The sequence below is a fragment of the Aetokthonos hydrillicola CCALA 1050 genome (assembly GCF_017591665.1).
GTDB lineage: Bacteria > Cyanobacteriota > Cyanobacteriia > Cyanobacteriales > Nostocaceae > Aetokthonos > Aetokthonos hydrillicola.
The window spans coordinates 15402-35323 of record NZ_JAAKGC010000043.1; the positions used below are offsets into that span (position 1 = coordinate 15402).

General features: G+C 40.5%; 17 protein-coding genes. 6 read left to right on the forward strand and 11 right to left on the reverse strand.

Translation table 11 applies throughout. The annotated features are described in order from the left end of the window. Positions 1 to 67: 67 nt before the first annotated feature. Entirely contained in the window at positions 68 to 922 is an 855-nt protein-coding gene (locus G4P69_RS20785; protein ID WP_208342142.1) for a methyltransferase, TIGR04325 family, read from the reverse strand. Positions 923 to 1128: 206 nt separating this feature from the next. Then, on the reverse strand, positions 1129 to 2376 hold the full coding sequence (locus G4P69_RS20790) for an ABC transporter ATP-binding protein (RefSeq protein WP_208342140.1): 1248 nt from the start codon (positions 2374 to 2376) through the stop codon (positions 1129 to 1131). A gap of 470 nt (positions 2377 to 2846) precedes the next feature. Between G4P69_RS20790 and G4P69_RS20795 the strand changes: the two genes are divergently transcribed. Both G4P69_RS20795 and G4P69_RS20800 read left to right on the forward strand, forming a co-directional pair. Beyond that, complete coding sequence (locus G4P69_RS20795; protein WP_208342138.1) at positions 2847 to 3395, forward strand: hypothetical protein; 549 nt, start codon at positions 2847 to 2849, stop codon at positions 3393 to 3395. Between the two features lie 360 nt (positions 3396 to 3755). Continuing rightward, positions 3756 to 5417, forward strand: coding sequence for a mechanosensitive ion channel (locus tag G4P69_RS20800; RefSeq protein WP_208342136.1), 1662 nt, complete (start codon positions 3756 to 3758; stop codon positions 5415 to 5417). 115 nt (positions 5418 to 5532) lie between these two features. On the opposite strand, the gene hisG is transcribed toward G4P69_RS20800, so the two are convergent. Then, positions 5533 to 6183, reverse strand: coding sequence for an ATP phosphoribosyltransferase (hisG, locus tag G4P69_RS20805; RefSeq protein ID WP_208342135.1), 651 nt, complete (start codon positions 6181 to 6183; stop codon positions 5533 to 5535). A gap of 88 nt (positions 6184 to 6271) precedes the next feature. Between hisG and rppA the strand changes: the two genes are divergently transcribed. After that, on the forward strand, positions 6272 to 6955 hold the full coding sequence (gene rppA, locus G4P69_RS20810) for a two-component system response regulator RppA (protein WP_208342134.1): 684 nt from the start codon (positions 6272 to 6274) through the stop codon (positions 6953 to 6955). Positions 6956 to 7023: 68 nt separating this feature from the next. Here rppA and G4P69_RS20815 read toward each other — a convergent pair whose 3' ends face one another. Further along, positions 7024 to 8202, reverse strand: coding sequence for a sensor histidine kinase (locus G4P69_RS20815; RefSeq protein ID WP_208342133.1), 1179 nt, complete (start codon positions 8200 to 8202; stop codon positions 7024 to 7026). 456 nt (positions 8203 to 8658) lie between these two features. Here G4P69_RS20815 and G4P69_RS20820 point away from each other — a divergent pair, with 456 nt between their 5' ends. Further along, positions 8659 to 9411, forward strand: coding sequence for an iron-containing redox enzyme family protein (locus G4P69_RS20820; RefSeq protein WP_208342132.1), 753 nt, complete (start codon positions 8659 to 8661; stop codon positions 9409 to 9411). Here the strand turns inward: G4P69_RS20820 and G4P69_RS20825 are convergent. Then, positions 9408 to 10478, reverse strand: a complete 1071-nt coding sequence (locus G4P69_RS20825; RefSeq protein ID WP_208342131.1) for a 1-acyl-sn-glycerol-3-phosphate acyltransferase — start codon at positions 10476 to 10478, stop codon at positions 9408 to 9410. The genes G4P69_RS20820 and G4P69_RS20825 overlap by 4 nt on opposite strands. 196 nt (positions 10479 to 10674) lie before the next feature. Here G4P69_RS20825 and G4P69_RS20830 point away from each other — a divergent pair, with 196 nt between their 5' ends. After that, positions 10675 to 11289, forward strand: a complete 615-nt coding sequence (locus G4P69_RS20830) for a Uma2 family endonuclease (protein WP_208342130.1) — start codon at positions 10675 to 10677, stop codon at positions 11287 to 11289. A gap of 69 nt (positions 11290 to 11358) precedes the next feature. Here G4P69_RS20830 and G4P69_RS20835 read toward each other — a convergent pair whose 3' ends face one another. The 6 genes from G4P69_RS20835 to G4P69_RS20860 all read right to left on the reverse strand — a co-directional run bounded on the left by G4P69_RS20835 (position 11359) and on the right by G4P69_RS20860 (position 19639). Further along, positions 11359 to 11643, reverse strand: coding sequence for a hypothetical protein (locus G4P69_RS20835; protein WP_208342129.1), 285 nt, complete (start codon positions 11641 to 11643; stop codon positions 11359 to 11361). Between the two features lie 327 nt (positions 11644 to 11970). Then, positions 11971 to 14667, reverse strand: a complete 2697-nt coding sequence (locus tag G4P69_RS20840; protein WP_208342127.1) for an AAA-like domain-containing protein — start codon at positions 14665 to 14667, stop codon at positions 11971 to 11973. Then, entirely contained in the window at positions 14664 to 15974 is a 1311-nt protein-coding gene (locus tag G4P69_RS20845; protein WP_208351009.1) for an AAA-like domain-containing protein, read from the reverse strand. Before G4P69_RS20845 ends, G4P69_RS20840 begins: the two co-directional genes overlap by 4 nt. A 710-nt stretch (positions 15975 to 16684) precedes the next feature. Beyond that, positions 16685 to 17470 carry an SAM hydrolase/SAM-dependent halogenase family protein gene (locus tag G4P69_RS20850; protein ID WP_208342123.1) on the reverse strand — a complete coding sequence of 262 codons (786 nt, stop codon included), beginning with the start codon at positions 17468 to 17470 and terminating at the stop codon, positions 16685 to 16687. A gap of 208 nt (positions 17471 to 17678) precedes the next feature. After that, positions 17679 to 17831, reverse strand: a complete 153-nt coding sequence (locus G4P69_RS20855; protein WP_208342121.1) for a hypothetical protein — start codon at positions 17829 to 17831, stop codon at positions 17679 to 17681. Positions 17832 to 18229: 398 nt separating this feature from the next. Beyond that, the gene (locus G4P69_RS20860) at positions 18230 to 19639 is read right to left on the reverse strand and encodes a DICT sensory domain-containing protein (protein ID WP_208342119.1); all 1410 of its coding nucleotides are present in this window, start codon (positions 19637 to 19639) and stop codon (positions 18230 to 18232) included. Between the two features lie 112 nt (positions 19640 to 19751). On the opposite strand from G4P69_RS20860, the gene G4P69_RS39985 reads away from it, so the two are divergent. Next, positions 19752 to 19883, forward strand: a complete 132-nt coding sequence (locus tag G4P69_RS39985) for a hypothetical protein (protein ID WP_279606307.1) — start codon at positions 19752 to 19754, stop codon at positions 19881 to 19883. Positions 19884 to 19922 lie beyond the last annotated feature (39 nt).

The window sequence follows — 19922 nt, forward strand, 5'->3', positions numbered from 1 at the left end:
TAAGTTTAATATGAGGAATAAGAAAGGAAAATTCTTGACAAGACAACATTGTCTAAATGAAGATAGGTTACTTTAGCTTAAAGTATAAGCCAGAATAGACTGGCACGGTCTTTTCTGGATGGAAGGGAATCAAACAAGAGTCTACATTATCTTCCCAAATGTCTATTAACTCATAGCCAATATTAGTAATTGCTTCAATAAACTCAGTTTTATTAAAGACGTACTGAGGATAAAACACTTGACCTCCATTTTGGAGTGTAACAAACTTTTGACCATGATAAAGAGGCAAACGATTAATCAATAAATGCTTAGGTTTATCAAATTGAGATAAAACATATGCAAGATTTTCTACATATTGAATTGAGCCAGATGCCATAAATATATCTTTATTATTGGCGTCATTTAAATTGATCGTAAAATATAAATTATCTACCTGACGCTTTTGGGCTATAGTTTTTCCAGCTAAAACAATTGCTGGTAGATCACAAACAGTCCATTGTATATTTTCGGGATACTTAATATATTTTGAATAGTTATAAAAATGAATTCCTACATTACCTCCAAAATCAAAAACGTTATTACTACTGTTAGGATTAAAAATTGATTTTAGCCAGAATAAGACTGGATAATCGTAAGATGCAATTATTCGCCCACTATTTTCCCAATTTTCTTGCTCTAGCATTTTGGCGTATTCTTCTGCCAAATCTGCATTATCATATCCAATACTTTTGGTTTGTGGTGCTGCTTCTTTAGCTTGCTCAAATGTGTCAAAAATACCCCAGAATGTGCCATAACCATTGGTAGAGAATCTACGTCTATACTCCAGCTCCTTGAGATACCGGTAAAATTTTTGAGTAAATGGGATTTGTTTAATAATGCGTTTCATAGAAAAACCTATATTTCTGCAAATGATATCTAACATTTAATCATACTTACTTAAATTGAACAAGGCAGTCGTGATGAAGAAAATTTCCTGGTTATACATGTGAGTAGACTTGTTCCTTTTCTCGAATCTCAATATCCTACTTACAAGTCAGAAACAAAGAAATATATCTGTTCTGCTGTAAGGAGTTAATAGTGCCTACTTCAATAAGCTTCAAGTTAGTAAAAATGGTAGTTGTTTTTCGTTTAAATAACTTCCAATGGAACAGACATACATCCAAAGCCCCAAGATTGAGAGAAAACGTGAGTTTCATCATCTTGAGGGGAGCGGACTACTTCAAATAATAGGCAATTTTCAACGCGGTCATAATATTCAACCCAAGGGATGCTTAAGTCTAAGCTAATAAAGTATGAACCCAAAGCAAGTTGATGAACTGGAAGTGTAAAAGAGATTGGATTCAAACCTGGGCATAATTCTAATAATTTGCTTGGTTGGGATTCTCCAATCTCACCATAACCAACGGGAACTGTCATAGCATCATATAATCTTAAGCTCAAAGCTAATTCACATTTTGATTCTGCAAATATTTCTAAATTAATTTGGATCTTTCTATGTTCAAAATCAGTATTTGATATCAATTTTCCAGAGGTAATTGTAGGTTTACTATTCTTTTGCGGAGAACGGACAAAACTGTTAGAAGTAGAAGTATCTTGTAAGTAACGTTGAACAACGTAAGCTGATAGATCATCTATAGCTAGCCGTCCTGATTGGAGCATAATACAACGAGAGCATAGCGCCTGAATTGTACTCATGTTGTGACTAACAAACAATACTGTTCGCCCGTCTTTTCCTACATCTTCCATTTTCCCTAAACACTTTTTTTGAAACCGTGCGTCTCCGACAGCCAATACTTCATCCACTATTAAAATTTCGGGTTCTAAATGTGCCGCGACTGAAAATGCTAACCGTACATACATCCCGGAAGAATATCGCTTTACTGGTGTATCTAAAAATTTTTCTACTTCTGCAAAATCAACAATTTCATCAAACTTACGTTTAATCTCCTCCGCATTCATCCCTAAAACTGCACCATTGAGAAAAATATTTTCTCTACCTGTAAGTTCCGGATGAAATCCAGAACCTACTTCTAGTAAGCTAGCTACTCTACCCTTAATGGAAATTTTTCCTGTGGTTGGCTCTGTGATTCGACTTAAAAGTTTTAAAAGGGTTGATTTTCCAGCACCATTACGCCCAATAATGCCAACCTTGTCTCCCTGCTTAATCTCAAAAGAAACATCTTTCAAAGCCCAAAACTCTTCACGGGCTGAATAGGTGATTTTCGTACTAGAAGGCTTGAATAATTTTTTATTTAATGACTTGGCTGCATTACTAATAGCTTCCCTGATGGATTTGTATTGAGAGCGCCCTTCTTGTTGATGGTTAATAATATATTTTTTACTTAGATTTTCAACTTTAATTACTGTATCAGACATGTAATTGTTCCTCATTAAATAACGTCAGCAAAGGTACGCTTGATCTCGCGTATGTATTTTATGATACTAGCATTTTCGACTGAAACTATGTGCAAAGCACGCCTAAAACATGCATATCTTTTTTATTACTTAAGTAGGATTCCATACGATTATAGATCTGAGTATTCAGCATCTGGAAAAATCAGAGGGTGTAGGGGGTTGGGTGCAGGATATAAGGGGAATCCTGATCGGGCTTGTTTATACCCAAGCTAGAACCATGCATTTTTTGTCCTACACCCAGCAAGCATCATTAAAGATCCCATGAAAAGTCAGGATTATAGATGAATTATCTCCAATTCTTGGAGATCTCTTGTACTAAAACGCAATTGGCTTGTACAATAAATGCTGATATTTATCAAAGTGTGCGGAGTGTATCAGAAAAATTAATGTATTTGGTGTACCAATATCTTTGAATAAATAACCGAAAAGTTATGCGACTGAGAAATTGGGCAACAACAGTACTGTTAAGTTCTTTTTTTGTGACAAGTTGGGTTATAGCTTCTTCTGCATTCAATGCCATGACGTCTGCTGAGTCAATAGCTGCTAAACCTATTGTTGTTAGTAAAGCTGAGTTTGGGCTTTTTAAATTTGACCACAAGGGTAAAGTGACCTTTATTCCGACAGATAAGGTGTTGTTAACCGAGGGTAACCAGTACGGATGGAGGATTTGGCTTAAAGACTACCACGGTGAAGTGAAATGGCGGGAGGTATTGCGGCTGCCAAAGCTTCCAGAAAGCTGGAGTACAGATCATGGTGAAAATTTCTCAATGACAGCAAACGGTACAGGAGGAGTAACGACTCGCACACAACCTGTAAAAAACGGTGTCATTCAAAATTATTGGACTGTTCTTCACGGTGATCCGGTTGGGAAGCATACGGTAGAAGTCTACGTTTATAATCGCCGCCTTGCTTCTTTTAACTTTGAAGTGCTTCCACTCAATAATTTACCTTTACCTGGACTAAAACCACAGAAATTTTAGCAAGTTGTTTAAGCCACTAACCGCTTCAAGTTTCTAGTAGGTTACAGCATTTTTCACATACTACCAACCACAGTCGTACGCTTCGCCACTATGACTTGGAATTTTAAATTTGCCTTAGCTGTGTGTTCAGATCTTTTTTTGGGTGCATAAGATATCATAAATTCTGTTGCTTGCAAAGATGTATTTTTACCGTTATAGAGATTTTTTTGCTTTTGGTAGTTAAGAATTTATTAATACATAAGCAAAGACTTTTGAAGATTGAAATCTATATAGATAACTAGTATTATTAACAACGAATTCTTCAATGAAAATCAGAGAATTCTCTATTCCGTTACAAAAAAGCCTCAAAACAAGACCAATATGAAAGGAACTTGGCAAGAAATAACGGCAAGTCTGCTGACAATAGCCCAGGTACAACAGACGGAACCTGTTCGACCAGGACAAGCTGTTGAAGCTGGAGTGAATTATGTGCAACAACTTATTGTACAATTAATCAATTTTCTTCCAACTTTGCTGGCTGCGCTATTAATTTTATTAGTGGGCTTGCTGATTGCAGGGATCGCATCTGCTACCGTCAAAGGAATCCTCAAACGCACTAACGTTGATGACCGCATTGCAGCAGGAATCACAGGTCGTGCAGATAGTAGGGATTTGCTACAAGTAGAGAATGTAATCTCTAGTGGTGTTTTTTGGGTCGTCGTCTTATTCACTATAGTTGCAGTTCTGCAAGCATTAAATTTGCAGACTGTCTCTCAACCTCTCAACACTTTTCTCAATCAATTCATCGGGTTTGTACCCAGGTTGGTGGGTGCGATAATTCTCGCAGTAGTGGCTTGGGGTATAGCAACGATTGTCAAAGTAGTGACAACACGAGGACTACATGCGTTGAGGTTGGATGAAAAATTAAATCAGCAATCTAATGTTGGTACTACAACGCCTGATCCCAACCAATTGTCTCTCACTGATACAATTGGCAATGCTCTGTATTGGTTTATCTTTCTACTGTTTCTATTGCCGATTCTCAATACTCTAGAACTGAATCAGGCTCTACAACCAGTACAAGTTCTCATTACACAAATCCTCTCCATTCTGCCAAATATCCTAGCGGCGGTGCTGATTGCCGGTGTTGGTTGGTTGGTGGCTACAGTTGTAAGACGGATTGTGACGAACTTACTAGCATCAGCAGGAAGCGATCGCCTAGGTACACGATTTGGGTTACGACAAACAACCTCTGGTCAATCGCTTTCGGGGATTGTTGGTACAATAGTTTATGTTTTGATTTTGATCCCTGTTGCGATCGCCGCGCTTAATGCACTGCGAATTGAAGCGATTTCGCTTCCGGCGATCGCAATGCTGCAACAAATCCTCAATGTCCTACCCTCTATTTTCACCGCAGCATTTGTGTTGATTATCTCTTACTTTCTTGCAAGGTTTGTAGGGGAGCTTGTCACCAATATTCTCACTAGTCTTGGCTTCGACAACATTTTTTCTATTCTTGGGTTACCCCCAAGGATTGGGCGAACAACATCACCCTCAGATGCGACAGCTGTAGCAACAACCCGCACACCATCGGAAATTGCTGGTATTGTGGTCGTTGTTGGCATAATGCTATTTGCTACTGTCGCTGCTGTTGATATCTTGAAGATTCCAGCACTCACTGCATTAGTGAGTGGTTTGACTGTGATTTTTGGCCGTATTTTGGCAGGGTTGATAGTGTTTGCTATTGGACTATTCCTCGCCAACTTGGCATTTAATATCATTATCAGTTCTGGTGGTCGTCAAGCCCAAATTTTAGGGCAAGTCGCACGGATAGCGATTATTGCTTTAGTCTCCGCAATGGCACTACAACAAATCGGTGTTGCTAGCAGCATCGTTAATTTGGCTTTTGGCTTATTGTTGGGTGCGATCGCTGTAGCAATCGCCCTTGCTTTTGGCTTAGGAGCCCGGGATGTTGCAGGACAACAAGTGAGAGAATTACTAGCGTCGTTTAAAGGCGATCGTAATCAACCACCCAGTATTTAGCACAATTTTAGCTGAGAGAAAAATTGGATAAAAGTTTGGTTTGTTCCTCATCACTTTAATAGCCCGCATAAGCGGGCTTCTTCGTTAGAACTTTTCCCTATCTGCTATATTGACATTAACTGACAACAGTAGACAGAACCGACGAGCGCAAGTGATCAACCAAGCTTTGCAAATTACCAGTGTTCAATCGGTAACTTAGAGGATGAGCAATTAATCGGGCGGTACTTTCATACAAAGTGTGAATTTCAATCAAACCATTCTCTCGCAGAGTTCTTCCTGTAGAAACTAAATCAACAATTGCTTCCGACATACCCGTAATAGGGCCTAGTTCCACTGAACCGTAAAGTGGTACAATTTCCACAGGTAGATCTAAACTATGGAAAAATTCCGCAGCACAGTTAACGTACTTAGAAGCAACTCGACCATGAGGAGGCAATTCCAATGTTGAACGGTAAGGACTAGATTGCTTGACTGCCACCGACATTCGACAATGCCCAAACTGCAAATCAACTAACTGAGCAACTTGTGGCTTTTTTTCTCGCAGCACATCGTAACCAACAATACCCAGTTGTGCCTGACCATATTCTACATACACTGGCACGTCCTGCGATCGTACTAGCAAACCTTTCGCCTTCCCGTTAGAATCAAGGATTTGAAGTTGGCGATTACCTGAATCCAGAAAAGCACTAAAGTCCAATCCTACACTTTGCAACAGGCGGATACTATTCTTGAGAAGTTCGCCTTTCGGTAGCGCAACAGTAAACATATAGCGGTTTTAGATAGGGTGAGTCAAAGTTGGTAGGATATCAGTTTATCAGGATACCCAACGCACTGCTTCGTCTATATAAATTGATATGCAAATTTTGGTAGTTGATGATGAAGTTGAACTGACTGATCCCCTGAGTCGCTTATTAACTCGTGAGGGATACGATGTTGATGCAGCTTATAATGGTATAAACGGTAGTGAACTTGCACAAGCAGGCAATTACGACCTACTAATTTTAGATTGGATGTTACCAGGAAAAAGTGGGTTAGAGATTTGTCAGGAATTGCGACGCCAAGGCAAAACCATACCCGTGTTGTTTCTTACTGCCAAAGATACTTTAGATGACAGAGTACAAGGTTTAGATGCAGGCGCTGACGATTATTTAGTTAAACCTTTTGAACTGCGCGAGCTACTAGCACGAGTTCGTGCTTTGTTACGTCGCTCAAGTTCTCAGTCTTATACTATAACACAGCAAAGACTGACTGTAGCTGATTTAGAACTGGATTACGAAAACCAAGTAGCTTATCGTCAAGGACGAATGATAGAACTATCAGAAAAAGAATGTCAGTTATTACGATACTTCATGGAACACTCAGAACAGCTACTGACTCACGCGCAAATTATGCAATATCTATGGAAAGAAGATGAACAACCTAGTAGCAATGTGATAGCAGCATTAATTCGCCTACTGCGCCGCAAAATTGAAATGACTAATGAAACACCATTGATACACACAGTATATGGAAAAGGATACCGTTTTGGGAGTTCGTGAAGAGATTGGGGATTGGGGACTGGGGATTGGGGACTGGGGATTGGGGATTGGGGATTGGGATATAGATATTAGGGGAAAAACCTGGTTTCATTAGAAGTGACTTGCTTAGAGGTTAGGTCAACATTTTGTGGAATCTCAATCAAAAACTCAGATCCCTGATTAGGAGCCGAGATACACTTCAGTTTTCCATGATGCATATTTACAATAATTTGATAGCTAATAGATAATCCTAAACCTGTTCCTTCGCCTACAGGTTTTGTTGTAAAGAAAGGTTCAAAGATCCGCTCCTTCATTTCCTTCGCCATTCCTGGTCCATTGTCTTTAATGCTAATTTGTACCCATTTCGTATTTAGAACAGTTGTGCGAATTGTAATTAAGCTATGATGGTTATCACTCTTTTTTAAAGACTTTTCTTTATCATGTTCTTCTAAAGCATCAATTGCATTTTGAAGAAGATTCATGAACACCTGATTAAGTCTGCCAGGATAGCATTCTATTGCTGGCAAATCATCGTATTCTTTAACAACTTCAATACCAATATCACCAGGCTTAGATTTAAAATGCTTTTGCAGCAGTAACAACGTACTATCAATGCCATCGTGAATATTGACAACTTTTTTCTCTGCTTCATCCAGACGCGAGAAGTTTCGCAACGTTAACACAATCGAACGTATACGTTCAGTTCCCGTTTGCATCGATGAAAGAATTTTTGGTAAATCCTCAATTGCATACTCTAAGTCGTATTCTTTAATTAAATTTTCAATTTCTGGCGTGGGGTGAGGATAATTTTTCTGGTAGAGTTCAAGCACAGATAGAATACCTTGAAAATAATTACTGACATGAGTTAGGTTGCCATAAATGAAGTTCACAGGGTTATTTATTTCATGAGCAACACCAGCTACAGTTCGACCTAAAGACGACATTTTTTCTGCCATTAGCAATTGAGGTGCAAGCTGGAGCTTTTGGAGAGTCTGCTCTAGTTGTTCAGCCTTGTGCTTCAGTTGCGCTTGTGACTCACGTAATTCTTTTTCTATCAAAGAACACTGTTTAATTTGCAGCGTTAACGGACGATACAAAAAAAGATATAGAGAGGGCGTAATTAGTAGCGAAAGTAGAGTCGAATCAACAAAAGCCTCTAGTAATTTGGGCAATTCTGGCAAGACCATAAACACTAACATGATCAACGTCTCAGCAGCAAACACAGAAAAGGCGATTTGACCCACAAAAAACCAAGGAGACTTTTGCATATTAATAAAGTTTATACGTTTAGCGTTTTCGCTAATCGCCCAATTATAAAAATGATCAATTATACTCTAGTCTGAATAGACTGTTTTTAGGGTAAAAGCACTGACTTTCTTTAACTTGATCATTTGAATCTGGAAATAACCTCAGTAAAAATGACGAACTTATTGCTGTCTTTTAAATAAGATTTATTACCGTAACAAAGCGTTTCTCACGAGTGCCATCCAGGGGAGAACACTTGCTACCTTTTAAAGCGCGATCGCACTTCTCCCTAATCCCCTCACGAAAGCGCGATAAACTTTCATCAAAATCTAACCTTTTAACATTTTTTCATAAACTTACCTAAACCAAGGCTTAACCTTTTAGATTTAGTCTATATGCCTAAGGCTAAATTACTTTTTGTCAATACTTGCTAAAATACTTTTAGCACACTTGATGCCATTTCAGATCAGGAGGAATTCGTGGAACAAGTTACGCAGACTTTGGCTACCATTCCCGAGCATGTCATCACCAATCTTAACTCGGTCACTCCGATGGAGGCGCTGATGTTGCGCTACGAAGCTGTCAGTGTTGCCGACCACCCGTTCTTTCAGCGCCTGCGTACTGAGCCCTTCAATGCTGGAGTCTTATGGCTCCTGTTGGTGAACATCCATGAGGGGGCGCGTGACTTTGTGATGTGGCTTGCTGACCTGACGGCGCGAATTGGCGATAACCGCATCCGCTCAGTGTTGGCTAAGCAATTAAACGATGAGCTTGGGGACGGAGATTTTACGCGCATTCACGCTGTGCTATTCGATCAACTTCTAGCTGGGATTGAGTGTTGGCGTCCGCCTCAGTTTGTGGATGAGATGATACAGCCTGGTCGCAACCTTGGCTTGGGGCTTACGGCTCAGTTCCTGTCTCCGGATCCGTACCAGGGTGTCGGCGCAGCGATGGTCACCGAGATCTACGCCAAGAAGTTCGATCTGTGTGTTGGTAGCGAGATGCGTAGGCAGAACGACATCAAGCCCGAAGCCCTCACCTGGTTAAATGTACACGAGCAGCTCGAGCTTGAGCACGCTGCCGACTCCCACAACCTCGCGCTGCTGATCCCCGATCAGGGATCTGCTCCGAAGGCTGTGCAGCATGGAGCTGAAGCCACTTGGCACATATTCTGGGTCTTTCTTGATGATCTTCACCGACTGTGTTTTGAGGCACCTCCCTCAATGCGCTAGCTCTCCAACGCACTAGCTCCTGCTGAATTCTTCGTTGTTAAATACCGACGAATTTGATTTTGCATTTTTTCTCGCAATTCTTGTGCGTGTTTATAAGCAGATGAACGCTCCTTGCTTGAGTCATTATCTGTTGATATTAAAGATAGTCTCTCCAGAGGCTGTATAAAATAACGCAAATGGCTTTTCATTGCCCAAATCCCCATCGAAGGAAAGAGAATAAAGACAAGCATCAAAGGGGATAAAGGTAAAAATGGTAATTTTAATAACCTCTGCAATTTTTTGAAATTAACAGCCCAGGAATGTAAATTTTCATTGCCAAGACAGATAACAGGTAAAATAGGAGCTTGATAACGTTGGCTTAACTGAATAAAACTTAAATCAAACCTTTCCAATTGATAACGCCTTCTCCAACCTTTTCTAGGTCCGCGTAAACCTTCGGGTGCATATAGAAGAATTGTACCTTGTTGTATAGCTGCGTCAAAATCTTTTAACTCTGCTCTAACACCACCTAAAACTTTTGCCCAACCAGGTGGTAACCACCAAATTACCCAAGGATGATCAAACAACGATACGCCAGCCAAAGGCTGTACCACCCATCCTTGAGCTTTACTGAGTAAATAGCTTAACGTCACAAAGTCCCACGGAAAACACATCCCTGCATGATTCATCACAACAATCATTGGTTGTGTTTCTGGTAAGTTCTCAACTTGTTGCAACTCCGCCCGAAAATAATATTTCACAATTGGAGCAAGAACTTCTTCCCCAAAAGCGTGTTGATAACCTGGGTTAAACTCCTCAATTTCACGACGCGGTGAACGACAACCAAGACGTAACCAACGAATCAGCAGTGCTAAATAAAACCCGCCAGGAAGCAAAAATAGCCCATACTCTAGCCAATTCCAACCATCTGGATCTGTGTGATAGTGTTGCCAGTGTCGGTTAAATAAAATCAGCCACCCAGGAGGATACCATAAACAAAACCAATCAAACCAGCTAAATTGATATCCCTTGCTGGATGCTTGTTCCCGCTGAGGATTTAAAAGGTTTTCAGAGTTTTGATGAATCACGGAAAATCTGGGTTAGGGGTTAGAAGAGGGTTTTTGCATGAGTAAAAGACCTAATATAACTTAGTATTATTGCAATTTACCTCCCACTCTAGTACGACTATTTGGCTTACGTGTCTAAGGATGGGATTGGGATTTAAACTAGAACCCCACAACCTTAGTGGCGATCGCAAAGTCGAATGTATGTCGAGGTGGTAATATGACCCCAACCCTACCCAACTTAGTGACCTTTGAACAATTCATTGAATGGTATCCTTCAAACGGGGTGCGATACGAACTACATAAACGAATCATTGTAGAAATACCACACCCAACTGGCGCACATGAGAATGTAGTTGGATTTTTAGCGGCTCAGATAGCCTTCCAATTCTTGCAAATGGGACTTCCGTTCCGTATCCCCAAAACTGCACTGGTCAAAATCCCTACCAATAGCTCAACTTATTCTCCCGATATTTTGGTGTTAAATCATGACAATCTCGTCAATGAACCTTTGTGGAGCAAGCAATCAACTGTTACTGAAGCTTCATCTATTCCTTTAGTCGTTGAGGTTGTTGGTACTAACTGGCGAGATGACTACTACGATAAGTTCAGAGACTATGAAGAGATGGGGATTCTAGAGTATTGGATTATAGATTATGCTGCACTTGGGGGTAAAAGATTCACTGGTAATCCTAAACAACCAACTATTACAATTTGTGAATTAGTGGATGGAGATTATCAAATGAGTGTGTTTAGGGGAAATAATTTAATCGCGTCTCCCTTATTTCCGCAACTCAGCCTTACAGCACAGCAAATTTTTGATTCGGCTTTGTAATTAAATATTGGTATTACTTTGGGTTTGTCGCTAAGCCAATAGAGCCAGCATCTAAAAGCACAACTCGGCTCACCAAGACACACCCTTCATTTCTAGAGGAAATAATTTACGATCAGATAACCTGTCTTCATCCAAAGCTTGAATTAAATACTCGCCTGTGTGTTTTTGCTCTTGAGCATCATCTTCATCTAGCCAAGACTCAAGTAAATTAGCTAGGCTGGTTTGTTTCTGTTTTTCTAAAATATGCTCGGTCAAAATTTCCAAAGTGTAAGCTTCCAAAGACATGCCTTTTTGCTCTGCTCCTTGTCTCAGATATAACTCTATCCCTGGTGTTAAAGTTAGGGTCAGTGTCATGAATTTTTTTTAACAACACTTTGTATTTTACAGCAATTTTCGCCCAAATGAACCGCTCGGTTTGTCAGGGTGCAAGGCATTGTGTCTTTGTAATTACCTGACAATTACTCTAGCCGAGAACCCCATTAAAATGGGTTAAAAGATTACCCAGTGAGCTTTTAGCCCGAACTTTAGTTCAGGGCGAATTTTCGGGCAAAACCTACGCAGTATTGGGAATTTCTCTGGTTTGCAGGCGAAAAGCGTGGCAAAGGCTTGAAAGGTTGGTAGTTGCGCTGTTTTAGCGCTAAAGCGCAACTACGAACTAATAGCAGGCGGGTGTTTGCCTACTTATTTCTCATTAATCGGATGAAAGCTATACTGAGAACCTTGGGGAGATGGTCCACCTTTACGAACTTGAACAAGACTGTATTCCTTATCAATCTCACCATTTGTGAACCGAAGTCTAGATCCTGATGTTTTATCTGGTGGAAGATCTAGGGATTTCAGTTTCTCAATGACCTCTTTTCGGGTAGGATTGCTGGATAGTGAGTTAATGAGAGCCTGTGCTGCATCATAACTAGTAGCGGTTTCCGAGTTAATCTTTCCTTTCCATCTGTGGTTTGCTTTTTTCGCATAGGGTGAATTTTCATCCAAAGGGGTTACAGCTAAAATCAGACTATTAACTGCAGATCCTCCCTGTATTAAAGTTTCAGCACGATTCAACGAACCTCCACCAAACAAACGCAGCTGTTGATCCGGGGGTAGGTTCGCATTTGCTTTAGCAATAGACATAGCGGCATTTATTGTTTTTATTTGTGCACTTGGGAATAAAATAGCAGCACGCACTTGATCCTGATTCACACTGCGCTCGATTTCAGCCTTGGCATCAAAGTTGGAATTTCTCAAATCAACAAATCGGACAATACCCCCCTTAAGTTCGGTAAAATCCTTCTGAAAATTTCGTGCAGCGCCGGTACTGTAGATACTTTCAGAGTCAAAGAAAATAACTACTTTGTATAAGGGCGGAATTTGAGTTGTAAGGTACTCACTCAGTCTTTTACCCATTGTCTTATCAGAGGGAATAGTCCGAAAGAAAACTCTACCTGATAACAATGAGCTGACGCTGCTGGGAGAAACCATAGCTAAACCGGCTTTTTCATATACCTCTAGTGCTGCGAGACTTCCCTCGCTGAAAGAATGCCCAATCACACCTAAAATTGCTTGGTTATCAGCCAGTTTACGGGCAACTTTTTGTGCTGCATTTTTGTCGTTTTCATCGTTAGCAATGACAATCTCCAATAACCGATTATTTAAACCGTTGGTTTCGTTAAAGTTAGTTTGTGCATCCGCCACACCTCGCAATATTACTTTAGCCAGATTGCGGTCATTGTCTACTGGTACTACTACTGCTAACTGAAAAGGATTACCTTTCAGACGAGCTTTGGCATTGTTGAGGTAAATCTGAGGTTCTGGGTCATTAGGAGCAAAGTATACCGCTTTCCGGAATGATTCAATAGCTTTGGGATAATTGTTTGTTTTGAAAGCTTCAACCCCACGAGCAAGGTAACTGTTTTGGGAATTAAAGAGGATATGCTCCCCACTGCTAGAGACAAATTTAAAACAACCATCACTTACCCTCTCTTCACCCACAGGACAGTAGATGTTTTTCAGCCAGTAGCGGAATCCTCCTGCGAGGGTAGTGAGGGTAGCGATCGCAAAAATTACAGCAGCCACACTAGCCCAATTAGCTCGTTTTTCTTGACGATAAGCTGTTTGTGAAGCTTTTTCTCTAGCTAATTCTTGGCTTGCAGTTAAGAACTGATAATCTTGGTCGCTTAGGATTTTGTCTTTTGCCCACTCTTGGGCTTTATAAAGTTCTTCTCCTTGCAATAACCATGACTTGTCCTGACGATTGGAATCTAACCAACCTCTCAAAGATTTAGTGTAAGGGCGCAAATTTTCGAGTTCTCTCTCAACCCAAGTCTGGCTAAATACCGCCTTATAGATCGGGTTGTAAACTTTTAAGGAGTCGCCTTGCTTTACTACCAAACCAGACAGCCGCAATTCTATCTGTTCAGGACTATCATCAGCAACAATTCCTCCATGTTGCAAAATTTGATGGTACAAGCCTAATAAAGCAACGGTTCTATTCTGACTCCGCTTTAGGCGATCGCGAATTGTCCTTAAATGTTGGGGTATATCCTGTGCTTCCCAATTCTCAATCATTGATGAATGCACCATATCATCAATATATTTAACTTCACTTCCTTGAGAAATCGGGGTTTGTGCGTTTGCAATGAGTTTACAAAGCTTTTGCGTGAGGAAAGGTTGACCACCCGTCCATTCCAATATCTTATTCAGTGCAGCGCCTAGGTTTTTGTTGTTAACCTTCCCCACTAATCCAGGAGCTAAAGGTATCACTTCATCTTTAGAAAAGCCATGTAATTCAATTGCTTTGCCAATATTAAACGGTGACCTAGTTTTATCTTCAATGAGATCAGGAGGTGTTGCTACTCCCAACACTACAAAGGTGAGGCGTCTGTATTCTTGATTATCGGCACGTTTATTATAGCAAGAACGGATGAATCCAAAAAAATCGTCTTTAAAGCTTAATTTAAGAACACTATCAATTTCGTCAATAAATATAACTATTTTCTGAGAAACCTGTTGAAGTAGTAGATCTTCGATAAATGCGGTCAATCTTGAGCCAGGAGAAAAGATGTTTTGAGAATTCCACCAATCTTGTACGCTTCCTGAAAGTTTGAACGTTCTCCATAGCCAATTGATAAAGCCTGCGTACCACTCTTCTTCTTCTACTGAGTTAGCACCTATCGTACTAATATCTACGTTAGCACAGACAATTCCTTCTCCTTGTAAACGATGCATTGTTTGCACTAACAAGCTAGACTTACCCGTTTGCCGCGCGTTGAACACATAACAAAACTCGCCGTCCTTCAAAGCTTTATAAAGTTCTTCATCAGCCTGTCGTGGTACATAGCTAGGTGAATCAACCCATAAACTCCCCCCAACTTGATAATATGTCATTGTGCACCTTTTAAGTGTTCTTGGAAATACTGACGATACAACTCACAGCGAGGCTTTACACTCTTGTCTTGCCACTCTACAAGACCTAATTCATATAACTTTAATCCTAGATCTGACTCTATTTCTACTGGGTGCTTAGCATTGACAACTTGTTTTAGCGCTTGATCTAACCTAGGATGTTTGAGTGCTTGATCTAAGCTAGGATGATTTTTCTGGTTCTGCTGCAAATTCCATAAATGTTCTTGTAAAAGGTCACTATAAATCCCAGCTTCGGTGGGAGCATTTTTCAAAACCTCTTCAAGGGTTAAGCCCCACTTCGTAACATGTTCAAGGGTTTCCCTCACCAGATACGGATGTCCGCCTATCATATCCATTAGCTTCTGAATTTGGTCAGTGTCCCACTCAAGGTTATATTTGTGTAGTAACTCTTCCACCTGCGGCTGACTAAACTCAGGTAATTCTACTAAAATACCTATATTAAATGGTGACTCATTTATATCCAGTATTGGGTATTCTTTAGTATAAGTTAGTATCAATCCAAGTCTTTTCCAAATAGGGCGAGTTTTTGCCTTCTCGTGCAAAGTTCGCAGTAGACGTAAAAACTCTCCAGCAATTTCGGGATATTGATAAACCTGATCTACGTCATCTAAGCATAAGACTAGAGGAGGCTCGTTGTTATCTAACAGACAGTCCTCAAAATAATCCATGCATTTGAGCTTGCTGTTACCAAGTTGCTTATTCCAGTGTTCATTTACTTTATTGTCTGGCTCGATCTCTAGCATTTGAGTGATGCTACTACAAAACCATTGCAAGAATTTATCCAGAGTCTCAAAATCTGCTTTCTCTGCTAGCCGTAGTTTCAGATCAACTGCTCTATAGCCTTGATCTGCTGCGTGGTTGATTAACCTAGACATCAGTTCGGTTTTGCCCATTTTAGGTGCAGCTTTAATCCTCAGCAAAGCACCAGGCATCAAAATTGCTTTGTAACAAATATCTTCAGTAGGAGGGCGTTGTATATAGTAGTCACAATCCAAATCAACTGATTGTGGTGTCATACTCTCCAGTACCGCCCGAAAATTCCTTTTGCTAACCGGTTGTTTTAAGGCGTCTGAAAGTACCCTCCAAAACTTGTGACCGACATCTCCCTTGAGATAACTGGCTTCGTATGGGGAGTTTTTTGCCATATCGGTATAGGTCAAACCCTCCCAAGATGCTCGAAGTATAGTCAATTCAACATCATTCAGGCGTCTGTGTTCATGCTCCTGAATTGCTGCCTCTACAACCTTGCGTACTTTTTCGAAATTCATTGGCGGATAAGAACTCAAAATCTACTTTCCTGGCAAAAACTTAAGTGTATCTTGCTTTGTTCTATTTTAGTTCAACAGGGAAATCTTGGTTCGTAGTTGCGCTTTAGCGCATCAAATCCTAACTACAAGCCTTTTCAATACTGCGTAGGTTTTGCCCGAAAATTAGCCCTGAACTAAAGTTCGGGCTAATAGCTAAAGTGAGCTAAAAACTCACTGGGTAATTTTTTAACCCATTTTAATGGGTTTGAGCTTTGAGCCAGGAAATAAATTTCCTGGCTCTTAACCGAGCATGCAAGCCTTTGAAGTTATTTTACAAAAGTTTATACAGTTAGCATATTGATTTTTAAGGTATCGATATTTTACAATTTATTAGTTCTGTTTTTGGAATGCTAAAAGTCTGTCAAAGTAGTTTTTAACATGTTTATTGGTGAAAGAATAACCTTAGTGCGCTGAAGCGCAACTACGAACCTTTATAATAAGGAGTACAAACCAATGATACGTAGACGAGTTAAATGGTCGAAAGGAGATGTAATTGCCCTGCTGAGCTTATTAGTAGCAATTTTAAGCCTTTTTGTCGGTGTAGTAACGCCGGAAATCAGAGCCTTCCTTGCCTTACACATCTGTGGGATGAATTAGTCATAAAAAGTCAAGGTTTATTTAAATGATCAAGAAAATAGATCTGTTTTCTTGATCATTTGGTCTTCCTCATGTCAAAAACTGACCAACTGATTTACCCGTGGTCTGCCAAAGCGTTCCCATGCACTACCACCCCTGAGAAATAGTTCCATCCAACGTATTGGCTGTGCGTCGTTGGAGACTGACCAACCAGAACTACCAGGAGCAAACGCTAAAGTTCCCTCTGGGACTTTAAAACTGCCATCGGAATATATAGCATCACTCACTACATCTCCAACACGGATGACAACTTTGGCTTCAGGTTTGAGATTAACACTATCTGCTGCAATAGTAGTTTTGATGTTACCGTAACCATCCACCCAAGCTACGCGATCGCCTGGAACATCCGGAATCAAGCTTGGGTTCAAAACTTCTCCCAAAAGGCTCATGTCTCCATTAGCAATAGCAGCAGCTGCACTAGGAAAAACATCACGAGAACGGAACTGTGATCCACCTCTAGAAACCTTGACTATCTGCAATTCTTGTGCATAGTCCTTAATAAACGAGAGAGTGTAACCAGCATTAACACCTACAACTTTAACACCATTAGGCAACAGGGCATAAGTTAAACCTTCACCCTCGTTGTCCTGTCTTGGTTGTTTATCATCTTGGCGGGGCGCACAGTTATGATAAATCAAACGGTCTTGTGGTCCTGCGCTCAAACCAAGTTGAGCAATCCAAAACCCAGTTGCTAAAGTACTAAATGCAGGAACCGAAACTAAGCTAATTTGAGATTCTGGCAATAACATTAATAAACGCTGCGTGACTTCAGTAAAAGCCGGGTCACCGTTCCCATAGTCTGCGATCAATGTGATGAACATGGTGGTTTTCGTTGCTAGGTTAGCTGAATCGGGCTTTTAACTAATTACAGAGAATTAATGACACGCTTTGTTTTAATGTTCCCTGTCTCTAAGCTGTTGCCTACTTAATTTTTATCGGGGCGCGGGCAAGACGCCTGTACTACAATAAATAAATTTACATTTTCATCTTATACAAGAGATCTCAATACTCCTCTCCTCACTGAAGAATTTACTTAGAAGTTTCAACCACCTCTATACTAGGTAATCGATCAATCCAATCTTCAATTAATTGAGTCATCGTTTTTTCCTTTGCCTGTGCGTATGACTTAAGCTTATTTAACCTACGCTCAGATATCCGGACGTGTAATCCTTTCGCTTTCATCTAAAACTCCTGATACGTTTGTAAACTCTGCGCCATTAGACCACAGAGGAATCGAATATGCGACCCCAGAGGAAAGCAGTTGCTAGCGTAGACGAAGCATCTGGTGTCCTCATTAGGTGACTGACGTAAAGCTCTACGGAGACGGCTATGCTTAGCGCGAGACTGTCTAAGCATCTGTGGGTAGAAACTTTAACGCTTACCGATAACTTAGTAAACAAGGTGTGCGAGAAGGTCAGCATGGTCTAGCGTGGAACTGGAACTTTTAGCCTGGCTAGAAGCCCCGTAGTGTCTTTAGACTGAGATTGCTGATAACTGTCTACAAAAAATCTAAACGTATCCTACCATAGATTAATTACGACTCTGCGCGTTAACCCCTAAACCCTATACCCTACCCCCAATTAATCCACAGACTTTTGGTAAAAGGTAGGTAATTGTATGGTAAAGTTTGAACCTTCAGAGGGCTTGCTCTGTACCACAATAGAGCCCCCTGAACGCCTGAGCAACTGTTGCACAATCGTTAATCCTAAACCAACACCGCCAGGATCTTCTGTTGCTGACGAACGTAAACGATAAAAGCGTTCAAATATTTTAGAAATTTCGCTTTCAGGAATACCAATACCAGTATCTTTAAAATCTAATTGTACATAATCCCCTTGAAGACGCCCCATAACCCAAACTTGCCCACCATTTGGGGTAAATTTAATGCTATTGGAAAGCAAATTAATTACAATTTGTTTCAGACCACCACTCACACACCAAACAGATGGTAAATCTGTAGGCACAGTGTAAGCTAGCATAATGCCTTTTTCTTGCGCTATCGGCTGGTAGGTACTCACCACCCCTGGTACAACATCGCTAAGGCGTACCAATTCCAAGGTCATTTCCTCTAAATTGCGTTCGAGTTCAACCAGATCTAAAACCCCACTGATCAAAGAGTTTTGGCGATCGCACTCGTTATTAAGCATTTGTAAATAGCGTTGTCGTTGAGAGATCTTTAGAGTTGGTGAATTCAACAGACTAAGGGCTGTTTTCATGTGAGTGATAGGTGTACGGAGTTCCTGACACACACTGCTTAAACATTCATCTTTAAGTTTTACGGTCTTGAGCAATTTTTGTTTTTGGTGCTGTACCTTAGCAATTCGCTTGTTTGTAATTAGACGATTAATTTTATCTTGTAGCTGAAGTTGCTTTGCAAACAGTTGATTTATGAGAGTTGGTTCTGGTGCTAGAGGGCATACAAAGTCGTCTGGTATGAACAAAGATAAGTCTGACGGAACCGATTTTTTAATACCATCAAGCACATGTTGAATAACTCTCCCTTCAAAACTGGTTGCAGCCAGTAATGCTGGCGTTTTTTTGCCTTTAAGCGTCTCAGACTTAGTTTTGCGTCGTTTAAGTGGTCTATAAGCAAAAGTGAAACTACAAAACTGCTGTGACAAAACCATGAAAAAGTATTCCCGCCGTAAGTGACTATCTGGAGAAAAATCCACGTTTAGTAGACAAGAAGGGTAGAACGATATACTTCCGGTAGTTTCTTCTAATTTCTCACTTTCTTCTACATTGCAAGTGAAGATGACACAACATATATTAGGCTGCTGATAATAACGGTGAATTTCTGAGTACCAAATTTTTCCTGGTGGTAGCTTGACCCATAAAGTTGCTGTAATGTTCTGCGTAATTAGTAAATCAATTTGCGACCTCATTAATGATAATAGAGTAGCAGGACTGACGGGGGATGGTTGCACAGACGATTGTGCAGCCAAAGCCAGCTGATAAACGGACAAATCCTGAGTCTGAAAAACATTCATGAGCAAAGCACAACCAGAAAAAAGGATGAAGCAAGAAACATACTGATTAAATTTTCACCCTTATTTACCAATTTGTGGAGAAATTGTTAATTGTTGTTATTGGGCATGGGGAATGGGGCATGGGGCATGGGGCATGGGGATTGGGGATTGGGGATTGGGGATTGGGGCATTGGGCATTGGGCATGGGGAATGGGGCATGGGGCATTGGGGAATGGGTGATGGCTGGATGATGGATGAGCGGTGATGGGTAGGGGAGGAACAAAAGGCTTAATTGGAGAAGTAT

Coding starts and splice junctions, on each gene's coding strand:
- G4P69_RS20815 (WP_208342133.1), bottom strand. CDS start 8,202: ATGCAAAAGTCTCCTTGGTTTTTTGTGGGTCAAATCGCCTTTTCTGTG.
- G4P69_RS20835 (WP_208342129.1), bottom strand. CDS start 11,643: ATGACACTGACCCTAACTTTAACACCAGGGATAGAGTTATATCTGAGA.
- G4P69_RS20790 (WP_208342140.1), bottom strand. CDS start 2,376: ATGTCTGATACAGTAATTAAAGTTGAAAATCTAAGTAAAAAATATATT.
- hisG (WP_208342135.1), bottom strand. CDS start 6,183: ATGTTTACTGTTGCGCTACCGAAAGGCGAACTTCTCAAGAATAGTATC.
- G4P69_RS20785 (WP_208342142.1), bottom strand. CDS start 922: ATGTTAGATATCATTTGCAGAAATATAGGTTTTTCTATGAAACGCATT.
- G4P69_RS20850 (WP_208342123.1), bottom strand. CDS start 17,470: ATGTTCATCACATTGATCGCAGACTATGGGAACGGTGACCCGGCTTTT.
- G4P69_RS20795 (WP_208342138.1), top strand. CDS start 2,847: ATGCGACTGAGAAATTGGGCAACAACAGTACTGTTAAGTTCTTTTTTT.
- G4P69_RS20800 (WP_208342136.1), top strand. CDS start 3,756: ATGAAAGGAACTTGGCAAGAAATAACGGCAAGTCTGCTGACAATAGCC.
- G4P69_RS20855 (WP_208342121.1), bottom strand. CDS start 17,831: ATGAAAGCGAAAGGATTACACGTCCGGATATCTGAGCGTAGGTTAAAT.
- G4P69_RS39985 (WP_279606307.1), top strand. CDS start 19,752: ATGGGGCATGGGGCATGGGGCATGGGGATTGGGGATTGGGGATTGGGG.
- G4P69_RS20840 (WP_208342127.1), bottom strand. CDS start 14,667: ATGACATATTATCAAGTTGGGGGGAGTTTATGGGTTGATTCACCTAGC.
- rppA (WP_208342134.1), top strand. CDS start 6,272: ATGCAAATTTTGGTAGTTGATGATGAAGTTGAACTGACTGATCCCCTG.
- G4P69_RS20845 (WP_208351009.1), bottom strand. CDS start 15,974: ATGAATTTCGAAAAAGTACGCAAGGTTGTAGAGGCAGCAATTCAGGAG.
- G4P69_RS20830 (WP_208342130.1), top strand. CDS start 10,675: ATGACCCCAACCCTACCCAACTTAGTGACCTTTGAACAATTCATTGAA.
- G4P69_RS20860 (WP_208342119.1), bottom strand. CDS start 19,639: ATGAATGTTTTTCAGACTCAGGATTTGTCCGTTTATCAGCTGGCTTTG.